14 protein-coding genes are annotated in these 15,726 nt (G+C 45.5%); 3 read left to right on the forward strand and 11 right to left on the reverse strand.

Annotated elements, in window-relative coordinates; translation table 11 throughout:
* Window positions 1-40: 40 nt before the first annotated feature.
* On the reverse strand, window positions 41-466 hold the full coding sequence (nsrR, locus tag R7E51_RS20710; RefSeq protein ID WP_005381392.1) for a nitric oxide-sensing transcriptional repressor NsrR: 426 nt from the start codon (window positions 464-466) through the stop codon (window positions 41-43).
* 157 nt (window positions 467-623) lie between these two features.
* Between nsrR and hmpA the strand changes: the two genes are divergently transcribed.
* Window positions 624-1,808 carry an NO-inducible flavohemoprotein gene (gene hmpA, locus R7E51_RS20715; RefSeq protein ID WP_206958496.1) on the forward strand — a complete coding sequence of 395 codons (1,185 nt, stop codon included), beginning with the start codon at window positions 624-626 and terminating at the stop codon, window positions 1,806-1,808.
* Between the two features lie 80 nt (window positions 1,809-1,888).
* On the opposite strand, the gene motX is transcribed toward hmpA, so the two are convergent.
* Window positions 1,889-2,524 (reverse strand): flagellar protein MotX, encoded by a 636-nt coding sequence (motX, locus tag R7E51_RS20720; RefSeq protein ID WP_005381388.1) that lies wholly within the window; start codon window positions 2,522-2,524, stop codon window positions 1,889-1,891.
* A gap of 216 nt (window positions 2,525-2,740) precedes the next feature.
* Window positions 2,741-4,057, reverse strand: a complete 1,317-nt coding sequence (locus R7E51_RS20725; RefSeq protein ID WP_005381385.1) for an adenylosuccinate synthase — start codon at window positions 4,055-4,057, stop codon at window positions 2,741-2,743.
* Window positions 4,058-4,229: 172 nt separating this feature from the next.
* Between R7E51_RS20725 and R7E51_RS20730 the strand changes: the two genes are divergently transcribed.
* Window positions 4,230-4,415: a DUF2065 domain-containing protein gene (locus R7E51_RS20730; RefSeq protein ID WP_005381383.1), complete on the forward strand. Its 186-nt coding sequence runs from the start codon at window positions 4,230-4,232 to the stop codon at window positions 4,413-4,415.
* Window positions 4,416-4,478: 63 nt separating this feature from the next.
* On the opposite strand, the gene hflC is transcribed toward R7E51_RS20730, so the two are convergent.
* The 8 genes from hflC to tsaE form a co-directional block, all read right to left on the reverse strand.
* Window positions 4,479-5,459 (reverse strand): protease modulator HflC, encoded by a 981-nt coding sequence (gene hflC / locus R7E51_RS20735; RefSeq protein ID WP_005381382.1) that lies wholly within the window; start codon window positions 5,457-5,459, stop codon window positions 4,479-4,481.
* Between the two features lie 2 nt (window positions 5,460-5,461).
* A complete protein-coding gene (hflK, locus tag R7E51_RS20740; RefSeq protein WP_017633728.1) occupies window positions 5,462-6,667 on the reverse strand; it encodes an FtsH protease activity modulator HflK in 1,206 nt (401 codons plus the stop codon).
* A 45-nt stretch (window positions 6,668-6,712) separates the two neighbouring features.
* Window positions 6,713-8,002, reverse strand: coding sequence for a ribosome rescue GTPase HflX (hflX, locus tag R7E51_RS20745; protein WP_005381380.1), 1,290 nt, complete (start codon window positions 8,000-8,002; stop codon window positions 6,713-6,715).
* A gap of 38 nt (window positions 8,003-8,040) precedes the next feature.
* Window positions 8,041-8,304 carry an RNA chaperone Hfq gene (gene hfq, locus R7E51_RS20750; RefSeq protein ID WP_005381379.1) on the reverse strand — a complete coding sequence of 88 codons (264 nt, stop codon included), beginning with the start codon at window positions 8,302-8,304 and terminating at the stop codon, window positions 8,041-8,043.
* Window positions 8,305-8,498: 194 nt separating this feature from the next.
* Window positions 8,499-9,431 carry a tRNA (adenosine(37)-N6)-dimethylallyltransferase MiaA gene (gene miaA / locus R7E51_RS20755; RefSeq protein ID WP_005395375.1) on the reverse strand — a complete coding sequence of 311 codons (933 nt, stop codon included), beginning with the start codon at window positions 9,429-9,431 and terminating at the stop codon, window positions 8,499-8,501.
* Window positions 9,428-11,440, reverse strand: a complete 2,013-nt coding sequence (gene mutL, locus R7E51_RS20760; protein WP_017633727.1) for a DNA mismatch repair endonuclease MutL — start codon at window positions 11,438-11,440, stop codon at window positions 9,428-9,430. The genes miaA and mutL overlap by 4 nt, the downstream gene beginning before the upstream one ends.
* An 18-nt stretch (window positions 11,441-11,458) precedes the next feature.
* Complete coding sequence (locus tag R7E51_RS20765; RefSeq protein WP_005381374.1) at window positions 11,459-13,168, reverse strand: N-acetylmuramoyl-L-alanine amidase; 1,710 nt, start codon at window positions 13,166-13,168, stop codon at window positions 11,459-11,461.
* On the reverse strand, window positions 13,162-13,626 hold the full coding sequence (tsaE, locus tag R7E51_RS20770; protein ID WP_005381372.1) for a tRNA (adenosine(37)-N6)-threonylcarbamoyltransferase complex ATPase subunit type 1 TsaE: 465 nt from the start codon (window positions 13,624-13,626) through the stop codon (window positions 13,162-13,164). The genes R7E51_RS20765 and tsaE overlap by 7 nt, the downstream gene beginning before the upstream one ends.
* A gap of 276 nt (window positions 13,627-13,902) precedes the next feature.
* Here tsaE and queG point away from each other — a divergent pair, with 276 nt between their 5' ends.
* A complete protein-coding gene (gene queG, locus R7E51_RS20775) occupies window positions 13,903-15,030 on the forward strand; it encodes a tRNA epoxyqueuosine(34) reductase QueG (protein WP_005381370.1) in 1,128 nt (375 codons plus the stop codon).
* Window positions 15,031-15,726 lie beyond the last annotated feature (696 nt).

The raw sequence follows: 15,726 nt of genomic DNA on the forward strand, positions 1-15,726 counted from the left end.
AAAAAGAATGATCGAGATCGACTCTAGGCATGCAAATGAGTTAAGGACGAGCCAGCAAGATCAAAAGTTCAGAATTGTCACTGAGCAAGGATTCAATCGTGCAGTCATCCAACTCCGCCAGAAAGGCACTTTTTGCTTTCGCCAATTTATCTTTGAGGCGGCAAGCAGGGGTAATATGGCAAAAATCCACACCACAGTTGACTAAATCTAACGGCTCTAAATCGCGCACAACACCACCGACTGTGATTTCAGACGCTGGCTTCATCAGCCGGATACCACCGTTTTTTCCGCGCACGGTATGGACATAACCCAACTGCCCTAACCGATTGATAACTTTAACCATATGGTTGCGCGACACACCAAATAAATCCGTCACTTCGGTAATGCTGGTTAACTCATCTTCCGGCAACGAAGCCAAGAAAATTAAGGTTCTCAACGCATAATCAGTGAAACTAGTTAACTGCATATTCTCTCCCAAAGTGCGACTCAATAACCCGCTGGTGATGCTAAAACCCCAAACTTGAGCTATCGATAAAAGTGTAAATCTTTTCTTGATCGAAAGATACATTTGAGATACAACTTTAAACATGCATTATAAATACAACTTAAAGTAGGAAGCCCTTATGCTCAGCAATCAAACTATCGAGATCGTCAAAGCGACCGCACCACTCATCGCCGAAACAGGACCAAAACTGACCGCGCACTTTTACGAGCGTATGTTTACTCATAACCCTGAGTTGAAAGATATTTTTAACATGAGTAACCAGCGTAACGGCGATCAGCGTGAAGCATTATTCAACGCTATCTGTGCCTATGCTGCCAATATTGAAAATTTGCCAGCTCTGCTTGGCGCAGTAGAGAAAATTGCGCATAAGCACACGAGCTTTTTGATCACAGAAGATCAGTACCAAATCGTTGGTAAGCATTTACTTGCGACAATCGATGAGCTTTTTAATCCAGGTCAAGAAGTGTTGGATGCTTGGGCTGAGGCTTACGGCGTACTTGCGAATGTATTTATTCAGCGCGAAGAACAAATTTACCAACAAAATGAAGCTTTGGAAGGCGGCTGGCGCGGTCTACGCGAATTTGAATTAGTCGATAAAAAGATTGAGAGCGAACACATTTGCAGCTTTGTGTTCAAGCCAACCGATGGCCAAAAAGTGGCGCCGTATAAACCGGGACAATACCTTGGCATCTACATCAACAGTGACCAGTTAGAAAACCAAGAAATTCGCCAATATAGCCTGTCTTCTGCGGTCCAAGAGAACACCTACCGTATCTCAGTAAAACGTGAAGAAGGCGGAAAAGTGTCGAACTACCTGCACGATAGCCTGAACACTGGCGAAAAAGTGCAGCTTGCGGCCCCTGCCGGTGATTTCTTTATGGATGCCGAACCACAAACACCCGTTGTTCTAATTTCTGCTGGTGTGGGACTTACTCCAACGCTGTCAATGCTAGAAAGTCTCTCAGCACATCAAGCACCTGTAACTTGGGTTCATGCAACCGAAAATGGCCAACAGCATGCTTTCAAGCAACACGTAAACCAACTCGTTGCAGAAAAAGAAAATATGAACGCGCTCGTTTGGTATAACCAACCAACGGCAGAAGACAAGCTAGGTGAAGACTTCCACTTCACGGGCTTTGTCAATCTGTATGAAATTGAAGCTGCATTAAAGCAAGATAAAGTGCAGGTGTACTTCTGTGGTCCTGTAGGATTTATGCAGCACGTAGCGAAACAGCTATTAGAACTTGGCGTACCAGAAGAGCAATTCCATTACGAATGCTTCGGTCCACACAAAGTGGTTTAAGCGCTACCAACTATCGGGAAAACAACAAAGCCCACGTGACGTGGGCTTTGTTGTATGAAGTTGTTTGCAATATTGAAGCGTTACCAAAAGGTGTCTCGCCGTTTAGCTCGAGCAATAACGTTTTGTGGCATGCGCTGTTCAAGGCCGTTTCTCAATACAGTTATGCGCTTATGCTGCCGCTTATCTGCTGTGACAGAGTTATATAACCAACGATACGCATCTTCGTAATCGAGTGGACTGCCATAATCACGTAAAAGCAACTCGGCCAGATGAATACGCGCGTTTAGGTTTCCCATTGACGCAGCTTCTCGCAAATATGGAATTGCACGTTCTTTATCTTGCTGTACTAAAGTGCCACGCGAATAGTATCGGCCAATCTGCTCTAGTGCAGCTGGTAACCCCTGATGCGCTGCATTTTCGATGTAGTAAAGACCCAGTTCGACATCTTGCTCGACACACACCCCCCAAGCCAACATATCTCCGTACAGAAATTCATAAGCGGGTAAGTTAATTCGAGTCGCACGAGCTACGATATCCTCCACCAGCTGGCAGTTATCAGCGCGCACACGTTGTAAGTGCTTATTTTGCTCAATAAGCTTTATCAGCTCTGCTTCGGTATAGATCGGAACTGGTGCCCCCACATCAGCAACATTGGCTTTCACTGTGGTAGCAACCAAGGTCAACAACAGTGAAGCAGCCACTGTTCGTAACTTCATAAACGTACCCTTAAGGTATCTAAGAAACCAAAGATCGGTGAAGGATCTCCTCTGCTTGATAACCTTATCGGCAAAAAACAGCTAAGCTTTAGACAATTTTTGCCTCTGATTTAGGCTCAGCGGCAAAAGCTTGCCATATGAGAGTCACGCTGTTTTTGTTCAGATACAAAAAAGCCGACCAGAAGGTCGGCTTTTGCAATCTTTAACGGCTATCAATTAAGCTTCGAATGGGTGAACTTTGATGATAGTTTCGTTACGGTCAGGACCTGTAGAGATGATGTCTACTGGAACGCCAGTTAGCTCTTCAATACGCTTGATGTAGTCAAGAGCGGCTTGTGGTAGAGCATCTAGTGACTTAGCACCAAATGTGTTCTCAGACCAACCAGGCATTGTTTCGTAGATTGGCGTTGCTTTTTCGAATGCTTCAGCAGCCATCGGAGAAACTTCTAGCACAGAGCCATCTTCCATCTTGTAACCAGTACAGATTTTTAGCTCTTCTAGACCATCTAGTACGTCTAGTTTAGTTAGACAGAAACCAGATACAGAGTTGATTTGGATTGCACGACGCATAGCAACAGCATCGAACCAACCTGTACGACGTAGACGACCAGTTGTCGCACCGAACTCGTGGCCAACTTCACCTAAGTGCTTACCAATTGGATCTTGCTTATCTAAACCGTCGTATAGTTCAGTCGGGAATGGACCAGCACCAACGCGAGTACAGTACGCTTTTGCGATACCCAAGATGTAACCGATGTGACGAGGACCAAAACCAGAACCTGCAGCAACACCACCAGCAGTCGTGTTAGAAGACGTTACGTACGGGTAAGTACCGTGGTCGATATCAAGTAGTGTACCTTGTGCACCTTCGAACATGATCTTGTCGCCGCGCTTACGTGCTGCGTCTAGTTCGTCAGTTACGTCGATAACCATTGACGTTAGTAGTTCAGCGTAGCCTTTAGCTTGCTCAAGTACTTCTTCGTAGCTTACTGGCTCCGCTTTGTAGAAGTTAACTAGTTGGAAGTTATGGAACTCCATGACTTCTTTTAGCTTCTCTGCGAAAGTCGCCATATCGAATAGGTCGCCAACGCGTAGACCGCGACGAGCAACTTTATCTTCGTATGCTGGACCGATACCACGACCAGTAGTACCGATAGCTTTTTTACCGCGAGCGATTTCGCGAGCTTGGTCCATTGCAACGTGGTAAGGAAGAATTAGCGGACATGCTTCAGAAATGAAAAGACGCTCGCGTACTGGAATACCGCGCTCTTCAAGAGGCTTCATTTCTTTAAGTAGAGCTTCAGGTGATAGTACAACACCGTTACCGATAACACATTTTACGTTATCGCGAAGGATACCTGATGGAATTAAGTGAAGAACGGTTTTTTCACCGTCAATTACGAGAGTGTGACCTGCGTTGTGACCGCCTTGGTAGCGTACCACGTATTTTGCATCTTCAGTTAAAAGGTCTACGATTTTACCTTTACCTTCGTCACCCCATTGGGTGCCTAGAACGACTACGTTATTTCCCATCTTTCCAAGTCTGATTGCTAGTTAAAAATGGATTCTAGCACCGAATCACGCTTCTTGCAGTCATTTTTTGTTCACAGAGTTGCTACCAGAATGTCATCTTGCCGCTTTGTTCATTTTGAAATCAGCATATCACTGATAGTATTTAGCTTTCTCTATTCGACTGGAAAGCGCTATGTCTGAATCCATATGGTTGGCGATTGGGCTCGTCTTGATCGTGGAAGGCATTGGGCCACTGATTGCTCCTAACGGTTGGCGGAATATGGTGGCTCAATTAAGTGAACAACCCAACAATCAGCTACGACGCATCGGTGGCTGCCTAGTAGTTGCTGGAGCCGTCATCGCCATCATGATGAGCTAGCACTTAGCATCAGATACAAAAAAGGCTCCCTAAGGAGCCTTTTATTTCAATGAGACGCGGAGATTATTTCTCCATGCTGCCCTTCGACTGGTTCATGTATTGGAAGAACTCACTCTTCGGATCAAGCACCAGAATATCGCTCTTAGAGCTGAAGGACTTCTCATACGCACGTAGCGAGCGTAGGAAGCTAAAGAACTCAGGGTCTTTGTTGTACGCTTCAGCATAAATCTTCGCAGCTTCAGCATCCGCTTCACCTCGTGTCACACGCGCCGTTTTATCAGCTTCAGCTAGAATAGTTGCTACTTCTAGTTCTGCTTGAGCACGAATAACTTCCGCTTTTTCACGACCTTGAGAACGGTGCTTACGAGCAACGGACTCACGCTCCGCACGCATACGACGGTAGATAGACTCACTGATTTCATCAGGCAGGTTGATTTTCTTCATTCGGAAATCAACGACACGAACACCCAAGTCTTTCATTGCGCTTTCACGCGTGTCTTTCAATACTTCAGACATGATTAGGTCGCGTTCACCATCAATCTCAAGCGCTTCACGAGCCGCTTCAGTTGCGACAACATCGGCACTTGCGTCTTCTGGTAGCACATCATCGTTACGTGGACCAGATACGATCTGTTTGATTTCACGAGCACCGATTTCAGAACGAAGCACGTCCGTCACTTTACGCTCAAGTAGTGCCTCTGCCGTTAGCGAGTTACCACCGCCTGTCGCGAGGTAGTAGCGACCAAAATCTTCAATACGCCACTTCACGTAGGTATCAATGATAACGTCTTTTTTCTCAGACGTTACGAAACGGTCTGCACGACCATCCATTGTTTGGATACGTGCATCAAGTTGTTTCACACGGTCAAACAAAGGCATCTTGAAATGCAGACCAGGCTCGTAAATTCGAGTGATGTCGTTGTTGTCTTTCAAGACACGACCAAATCGAACCACGATACCGCGCTCACCTTCAGGAATCACAAACAAAGACATCAACATTAATGCCAGTGCGATTACCAGTACAGGGATCATTAACTTACGCATTCTTAGTATCTCCCTTGACGTGAACCTGTTGAACGAGACTGCGTGTTCGAAGTGTCTTCTTGTGTACGATCAGACTCAAGTTGAATTTGATCATAGGTTGAAGATGACTTCGATTTACGTTTGGTATCTGCTTTGCCCTCTTGTCCCGCCAACTTATCGATTGGAAGGTAAAGAAGATTGCCGCTTGATTCCGAGTCAATCAACACTTTCGAAGTGCTTGAGTACACCTCTTCCATTGCGTCGATGTACAGACGATCACGCGTTACACCAGGCGCTGCTTGGTATTCTGGTAGTAGTTTTTCGAACTGTGCTACCTGACCAAGAGCCTCGTTAGTGACACGCTCATTGTAACCTTGTGCTTCTTTCTTCAAACGCTCTGCTCGACCCGTTGCCTTAGGCAAGATTTCGTTCTTGTATGCTTCAGCTTCACGAATGAAACGCTCTTCATCCTCACGTGCTGCGATTGCATCATCAAACGCATCTTTCACTTGCTCTGGTGGACGAGCAGACTGGAAGTTCACATCAACAAGTACCAGACCCATATCATAGCTATCAATGATTTGGTTCAGTGTTTCTTGCGTAGTTTGACGAATTTGCTGACGACCACTGGTTAGAATGCTATCCATCAATGAGTCACCAATTACTGCACGTAGTGCAGAATCCGTTGCTTGACGCAAGCTGTCGTCTGCATTGGTTACACGGTACAAGTATTTGTATGGGTCAGTCACTCGGTACTGAACATCCATCGCAACTGTTACAACGTTTTCATCTTTAGTCAGCATTAGACCAGATGCACGTAGTGAACGAATCGCTTGTACGTTTACCGCTTCGTACTCATCAATAAAGCGAGGACGCCAGTTAAGACCTGGGTCTACGATACGATCGTATTTACCTAAACGCAGTACAACACCACGCTCTGCTTCACCGATGGTGTAAAAACCAGCGAAAAACCAAACCGCAACAGCAATCAGAGCAATCACGCCAAAGCCAATTGCACTACCACCACCGCCGCCGATTGGAGAACCACCGCCGCCTTTTTTACCAAACTTGCCGCCCAGCTTTTGACTCAGTTTGTTGAACACTTCATCTAAATCTGGCGGACCTTGATCTCGGCCACCAGGACGCTGGCCACCACGATTATTATTACCCCAAGGGTCATTATCGCGGCCATTGTTGCCGTTGTTATTTCCAGGCTCATTCCACGCCATTAGAAAGCTCCATCATTTGATATGACGTTATACTGTAGCAGTCCTTTAAGTGACTATAAAGCCAGTCAAAACTGCCCCTTCTCTTTTTTCAAGTCTAGACCAATCTACTTGCTGCATTCGAATATCGATCAACAAGTTACCATCCTGGTCATATTCCTCACGTTGAATACACTTCATTTGGAAGAAGGTACTACGGAATCGTCCTTGATACTGTGGAGGAATTCGCAACTGATGCTCGACCATTTGTGACGCCAGACGTTCCGTCAGAGCCTCAAACAGGACATCAATGCCCAACCCATCCATTGCTGAAACCCAAACTGCGCGAGGTACGCCCTCCTCGTCTCGTTCTATACGTGGTTTCTGCGAATCTAGATTGTCGATTTTGTTCATGACAACCAGAGTCGGCACTTCATGCGCGTCGATCTCTTCTAGTACTTCATGAACAGCTTGAATATTCTCACGAAAACGCTCATCACTGGCATCAACAACATGTAACAAAATGTCAGCTTCTTGCGTTTCCTGCAAGGTTGCCTTGAAGGCCGCAACCAAGTCGTGTGGCAAATGTCGAATAAAACCAACCGTGTCTGCCAAGATGGCAGGGCCAACATCTGCTAACTCTATCTTACGTAAAGTCGGGTCCAAAGTAGCAAATAATTGATCAGCCGCGTACACGCCAGCTTCTGTAATACGGTTGAAGAGTGTCGACTTACCCGCGTTGGTGTAACCCACAAGTGAAACCGTTGGGATTTCAGCTCGATTTCGGGCGCGGCGCCCTTGTTCACGCTGCTTCGCTACTTTGTCTAAGCGTCGCAGGATGGCTTTGATTCTGTCACGCAATAAGCGACGGTCGGTTTCCAGCTGGGTTTCACCCGGGCCACGTAAACCGATACCACCTTTCTGCCTTTCAAGGTGCGTCCAACCACGAATCAAACGAGTAGAGATATGACGAAGTTGAGCCAGCTCTACCTGTAGCTTACCTTCGTGTGTTCGAGCTCGTTGAGCAAAGATATCGAGAATAAGACCAGTGCGGTCGAGAACTCGACATTGGCACAGTGCTTCGAGGTTACGTTCTTGGGCAGGAGAGAGGGCGTGATTAAAAATCACAATTTCGGCACCCGTTGATTGTACCGCTGTAGCAATCTCTTGGGCCTTACCCTCTCCGACATAGTATTTCGGGTGTGGGGATTGACGACTACCAGTTACCACTTGTAGCGCCTCTACCCCAGCAGAAGAAACCAGCATTTCGAACTCAGCCAGATCTTCCCATTCACCTTCTTGCGTGAAGTTGATATGAACAAGTACGGCTCGCTCACCGGATTCATAACGGTCAAACAAGCAATCAACTCCTTATTTTAAAAATACTCGATGAAGAATTAATCTTCTGATTTCTCTTGTGGACGCTCACCTTGTGGACGTTCACCGCTGTGATGGCTCACTGGACGAGCCGGCACAACTGTTGAGATCGCGTGCTTGTACACCATTTGGTTAACAGTATTCTTCAGCAGGATCACAAATTGATCGAATGATTCGATCTGACCTTGTAGTTTAATACCATTCACAAGGTAGATAGATACCGGGATACGCTCACGACGTAGCGCGTTTAGAAATGGGTCTTGTAGAGATTGCCCCTTAGCCATTTTTATTTTCCTTATTTAATTTGTAGTTGTAATTATTTAGCTAGTGGTGCAATGCAAAAGATACGGCTTTTGCATCTGAGCTAAACGAATCAAAAATGCACTCTAAGTAATTAGCAGCATAGTATAAAAACCGCCAACAACAGATCCTTTGAGAGTGCGTTCACGCAAAAACGATCACATTATACACAGCTATGTCAATCAGATGCTATTGCTTCCGACATCGTTTCTAATGCCTGTTCAATGTTCTCGCTATCCAACCAAGTTAAATCATCCCAGCTGCGTAACCAGGTGATTTGACGCTTGGCCAATTGACGAGTCGCGCATACGCCACGAAATACCGCTTCGTCACGTGTACACTCCCCATCTAAATACTCCCACATCTGTCGATAACCGACGCATCGTATGGAAGGAAGATCGGGGTGAAGATCTTTTCGCGAATGTAACGCTTTCATTTCTTCTTCAAAGCCCGCTTCCATCATCTTCTCGAAACGGAGTTCAATCCGACGGTGAAGTTCTGCCCTATCCTTGGGAGCTATTGCAAACTGCTTGACTCGGTATGGTAGGCTTTCACCTTTCGTTTGAGTCAATTCAGTCAAAGTTTTACCTGAAATGCGAAAAACTTCCAATGCCCGAGATAAACGTTGGGGATCATTGGGATGGATTCTCGCGGCTGACACAGGATCAACCTCTTTGAGTTCATCGTGCAACACTGACCAACCTTTAGTCAATGCCTCTTGTTCAATTTGCTGACGAATTTCAGGATTTGCAGCAGGAAGTGGTGATAAACCTTCAAGTAACGCCTTGTAATACAGCATTGTTCCACCCACAAGAAGTGGAATTTTTCCTTCTGCAACAATATCATCCATCGCTTTCAATGCATCTCGACGAAAGTCGGCGACAGAGTAAGATTCACTTGGATCCAAAATATCTATCAAGCGATGAGGCGCCAAACTTAACTCTTTTTCATCCGGTTTCGCCGTACCGATATCCATCCCTTTGTAGATCAAAGCAGAATCAACACTGATGATCTCAACCGGAAATTTTTGACGAAGACGAATCGCCAGCTCAGTTTTGCCTGATGCAGTTGGCCCCATTAAAAATAGCGCCAAAGGTAGTTTATCTGTCATGGTTTTAATTTGGCTATCGTGGCAGAGAAATCAACAGCGGATACGAATTTTGTATCTTCTAATGGCAATTGACCATGTCTTAGCTGTTCAAGTTCCGCAATAATTTGAATGGCTTCAGAAAAAGTATAGTGACTCTTCACTGTCGTGACCTGTAATGCGAGCCAATCTATCAACTCAGACAGCATCTGAGCCGCTGCTATACCTTCGTTCACACAAGATTGCGCGTAAGATAACAGATCTGGTACTAAATTTTGTAAGTTTTGTTGACGCAGCGGAGCTGGGACGCCCATCACCATTAAGGCGTGCTCGTTTCTCGCTTTCAATTGAATACCAAGCAATGCCAAATCTTGTTGATAATCTTGGGCCAGTCTCACTAATTCGGCCTCTAACTTAATAGATAGAGGAACAAGCAGAGGTTGTGCCTTGAGTGCACCATCGCTTGGAGAAAGCTGGCCTTTTACACGATAAAATTCTGCTCTAGGTAACGAGACTAACGCCGCCCCACTGTCACTGCTCATCAAAACAAATTGTTCATCGACCACCATCAGCGCTTTGCCCAATGCAGTAATCGATGGCATTGATGTGTGCGAAGTTATCGTTTGGGGCGCTATTGGAGTGACTGCCTGAGCCTCAAACTCTGGCGTTTTCAACAGCTCGTGATAAGCGCGTACTTCTTGTTTAGTTGGCGCTGGTTCTACGTGGCGCTCTTTACTGTGACTTGGCTTTGGTGCAGGTTTGGATTCCACCCAATCATTACGTTTGAATGACTCCACTACGCGCGCCTCTCGCACGGAGGTTTCACTAGGACCGCTATTACGAGGCTTCACTTCATAATCACTGCGTCCAGGATAAGCCGGTGTACTCTCTATCGCTTGATAAACCCGCTCTGGTACTGGTGAAGATGCTGGCTCTTGTACATTTTCAGGCTCTGGCGAATGCTCAATCTCTTCGGACTCAGTCGGTTCCACGCGATGAAATGCCGATTCATTCACCTGTGGTTTATCAATCACGGCGCTTTGCGCAAGTGCATCCGTCAAAGCTTGATAGATGAAATCATGCACCAAACGAGCTTGGTGGAAACGCACTTCATGCTTAGCAGGGTGAACATTCACATCTACTTGGTGCGGATCTAGCTCAATAAAGAGCACATACGCAGCAAACTGATCTGGCTTTAAGCTCATTTCATAGCTTTGACGAATCGCGTGATTGATTAATTTGTCACGCATCATTCGGCCATTCACATAGCAATATTGTAAATCGCTTTGCTGCCTTGCTCCCTCTGGCGTGGTAATCCACCCATGTAGCTTTAACCCTTGATGCTCAAGCTCGATTCTGAGCATATGCCGCACAAACGCATTACCGCAGACAGCAGCAATACGCTTTTCGGTTTGAAGCTGATTTTTCGCCGCGCGATATTGACGGATGATCTTGCCGTTATGACGCACATTGATGGTGACATCAAAGCGGCTTAACGCAATACGTTTCAATAACTCATCAATATGAGCAAATTCGGTTTTCTCCGTACGAAGAAACTTGCGACGCGCTGGAGTATTAAAAAATAAGTCCAACACCTCAACAGTCGTGCCAATCGGGTGCGCTGCTGGCTTAAGCTTCACCTGCATATCACGCCCTTCGGAGTAGGCACTCCAGGCTTCTTCTTGTGCCGCAGGACGCGACGTGAGCGTCAAACGCGAGACTGAGCTAATACTGGCTAACGCTTCACCGCGAAAACCTAGACTCATAATGGCTTCGAGATCATCTAAGGTATGTATCTTAGATGTCGCATGACGACTGAGCGCTAAGCCAAGTTCATCTTTCGCGATACCTTTTCCGTTATCACGAACACGAATCAGCTTTGCGCCTCCTTTCTCGATATCGATATCGATTCGAGTTGCGCCAGAATCAAGACTATTTTCAACCAGTTCTTTAATCACAGAAGCAGGTCTTTCGACCACTTCCCCTGCGGCGATTTGGTTTGCAAGTCTGGCTGGCAAAATTTTAATCGTCATAATGAGTTAGAAGCTCACCTACTTGTTTGGAATGATCAGGACTTGCCCAACCGCTAGCTGATCAGAGCGTAAGTTATTCGCTTTACGAATGCTCGATACGCTAACGCCGTATTTGGACGCTATTTTGCCAAGGAACTCACCCCGAGAAACCTTGTGCTTACGAATCGGTTTATCTTTTACCGCGACCGTTATCTTCAACTTTTGCCCTACCCACAAGGTATCTGACTTCAAGTTATTCTCTCGGCGGATATCTGAAACCTTCACTTTATAGTGATTCGCAATCTTACCTAAGAACTCACCAGACTTAACCTTGTGCGTAATGGTTTCTGTCTCAACAGTAATCGGTTTACTTGGCACTTTAATCGTACCAGCAGAAGGAATGTTGAGCTTCTGACCAATTGCCAAGCCTGTCGACTTCAAGTTGTTTGCCGACATCAGCGCTTTAGAGCTAAGCCCATATTTGTTCGCGATCACCGATAATGACTCGCCACGCTTTACAATATGTACCATTGGCTTCGCTGAAGGCGAGAACACCGTACCCTCTGGTGGGTTATCTTTTAAGTACTTGACGACCGCCTTAGTGATAGCCTGAGCTAACTTATCTTGGTGCGCTCGTTGAAACAGTAAACGCTCTTCTGTTGGGTTAGAAATAAAGCCCGTTTCCACTAGCACAGACGGAATCTGTGGAGAGCGTAAAACCGCAAGGCTGGTGTTGATCGGTTTGGTGTTATGCAGGTGCGCAACACGTCCCATCTCACCTAGGATTTCTGTTGCCAGCTTATAACCTTCTTTTTGTGAATGACTAAACTGCAAGTCCAACAAAGTTTGGTTCACGTTACGATCTTTTGTCTTCGTGAAGAACGCATTACCCGAGCCGCCCAATAACTCAGACTGTTTCTCATGGTTCTCGACCCAACGAGCAATTTCGGTATTTGCACGACGAGTATTTAGTACGAAGACCGATCCACCGCGAGGCTTCGGTGAAGTAAACGCATCTGCGTGAATGGAAATCAGCAAGTGCGCATCATTTTCACGAGCAATCGCGACACGACGGTTTAAGTTTACAAAATAATCTCCCGTACGAGTCATGCGCGTTTTAATACCAGGAGTCGCATCGAGCTGAGCAGCAATTTTTCTTGAGATACTCAATACCGCATCTTTCTCGTACTTACGACGTGAAGGGCCAATAGAGCCAGGGTCTTCCCCACCGTGACCAGGGTCGATAACAATTAACACTTCTTGAGCTCGTTGAACTGAACTCATGTCTTTGCTGGCCGCCGCTGGCTTACTCGGTTTAGAGGTCGATGCCTTCTTACCGTGCGGTAAATCAATCACCAAGCGGTGACCATACTGCCCACCTGGTGTTGGGCTTAATTTAAATAACTCCGCTTGAACGCTCTTTTTTAGTTCAAACACCAAACGATAAGTGCCCTTCTCTGGAGGCGAGCTTTTTCGTACCAGTTTTAAAACAGGGCTATCCGTAACAGTAACAGGTAGTTTGGCCTGCATCGTCGTGCTTTTTAAATCCACGACAAGGCGATCCGGCCCTGATAAAGAGAAATAGGAATAGTCAGCTTCCGAGCCTAAATCGATGACAACACGCGTTTCATCAGGTGAAGGCCAAACTCGAAAACTCTTAACGACGTTAGCAAATGCTAAATTGGGGATGAGAAGGAGAAAAGTGGCGACAAACGTCGCCACCACTCTAAAATTTGAAAAACTCAACATAGCTCCAATCGACTGAGTAACTGCACACCATAATCATTATTAGCTGTTAGTTCGGCTACACGTTGCTCACCTTGGTAGCGAATGTTTACATCAAGATCCGGTTGTGGCAGTAAGCCATGCCCTTTTTCAGGCCATTCAACCAAGCAAATCGCATCGTCTGTGAAATAGTCTCGAATCCCCATAAACTCAAGCTCTTCAGGATCCGCAAGACGATAAAGGTCGAAGTGATATACTTGCCACTGATCCAACTGGTACGGTTCGACTAGAGTATAAGTTGGACTTTTCACGTTACCTTGATGACCAAGAGCACGGACAAAACCACGACTAAAGGTTGTTTTACCTGCACCCAAATCACCATGCAGATAAATTGTGGTTTGCTGGGAACAAAGCTGAGCCAAAGCGGTGCCTAGTGCAACCGTTTCATGCTCATCTTTTAAATTGAATTGTTTCGTGCTCATTGATGCTTCTCTAACTAATGATCGTTGACTATATAAAAATCAAAAGAACAGGAATAGTAAACCGTGTTGGTTTTGAGAGACAAGCTTTCAAATGTCATATGTGCGAAAAAAGTATCCAATAAACGGTATCTTAATCATCTTAGTATCGACCTAGATTTAGAATATATGCAAATGACTTCAATAAGCAGTATTCACAACATCAAAAACGTACCTAACTGGGTAGCACCAAAGCCAGAGATCCGTTAAGATCCGCCCCCCTTTATTCCGGTGGTTAACATGAACTACGAACAACTCGCACAACAAATCAAAGTTTGGGGAAAAGAACTCGGCTTCCAAAAAGTTGGGATCTGCGACGTTGATCTGAGTGAACATGAAGCAGCACTACAAAAATGGCTTGATGCAGGCTATCACGGCTCAATGGATTGGATGGCTCGTCACGGTATGATGCGTGCTAGACCCCATGAGCTACTCCCGGGAACCGTTCGTGTTATCAGCGTCCGGATGGACTATCTGCCACCAGAGGCTCAATTCGCTTCGAACCTCGCGAATAAAAGTCATGCCTATATTAGCCGCTACGCACTAGGGCGCGATTATCACAAGCTCGTCAGAAAGCAGCTAAATAAGCTCGGCAAACTTATTGAACAAGAGGTTGGTCAATATGGTTACCGACCTTTCGTTGATTCCGCACCAATATTAGAGCGACCTCTCGCCCAAAAAGCGGGCTTAGGTTGGACCGGGAAACATTCCCTGATTTTAGATCAAGACTGTGGATCGTGGTTCTTTTTAGGTGAACTACTTATCGACTTACCACTACCCGTAGATGAGCCAAGCGTTGATCAGTGCGGTAAATGCAAAGCATGCATTACATCATGCCCAACACAAGCCATCGTTGAAGACAAAGTTGTCGATGCCAGGCGTTGTATCTCTTATCTCACCATCGAGTTCGATGGCGTGATTCCTGAAGAGTTTCGAAAGCCAATGGGTAACCGCATTTATGGTTGTGACGACTGTCAATTGGTTTGCCCATGGAACCGCTACGCCGACATAACGGAGCAAGATGATTTCCACCGTCGTGACAGTTTCAAAAACCCTGACCTCGTCGACATGTTTAACTGGGATGAAGCGACTTTTCTAAAAAATATGGAAGGCTCCGCTATCCGTCGTATTGGTCATATACAGTGGCTACGTAACATCGCTGTCGCACTTGGTAATGCAGAATATAGTCAGCGAATCATAGATGCGCTGGAAAGTCGGCAAGGTGAAAATAAATTACTTGATGAGCACATAAAATGGGCTTTGACAGAGCAACTGAATCAACTCCCCACTGAGAGTAATTCATCTATAGAGACGAAAAAGCAACGCTTAATAAGGATAGTCGAGAAGGGACTGCCGAGAGACGCATAGAGCGTAGTCTATATGCAAGAGATTGAAAGTACTTTTGCATGTTCAATTCATGACCTTGTTCTCAATTTTGTAATGTGGAAAAAAATTTGAGATTCAAGAAAAACAAGCTAGCAGAAAAAAGTTAAACACAGCTCGGAGAAATGACTAGGATCAAAAAAATACCAGTTAATGATCGTATTTTAACGTACTCGATCCGACAAAAAACTTATTTTTTCTTTATATAACAAAGATTTAATTGGTATTTCTTTGTTGTTTCAACTTCATTTTAGAGAAAAGATCTTTCTTCCCCATCATAAAAAGTCAAGCTAAAAACACTTTATCAACCAACTTATCCACAGAACGACGTATGTGGATAACTCTGTTAATTAAAGTAGATAAAACACGCGAAGCCTCATCATACTTGTACGTCAGCCGATTCATATCGTGTTTTAAACACAAACGAAATCGTCCGACATCATATGATGCGGATAAAAGTTTAGCTTTTGGGGATTCATGCTTCGCAGCATTATGAAAAGAGCGATGTGATTGGTTGCGAGAAGCAGGCGTTGAATCAAGCGGCGCATCCGTAGACGACTTAACAATTGTATACTAAATAAGTACTCAATCTATCGTCTTGTATTTGGTTGCGGGGGCCGGATTTGAACCGACGACCTTCGGGTTATGAGCCCGACGAGCTACCAAGCTGCTCCACCCCGC

Source organism: Vibrio sp. Vb1166 (genome assembly GCF_033338695.1).
Lineage (GTDB): Bacteria > Pseudomonadota > Gammaproteobacteria > Enterobacterales > Vibrionaceae > Vibrio > Vibrio alginolyticus.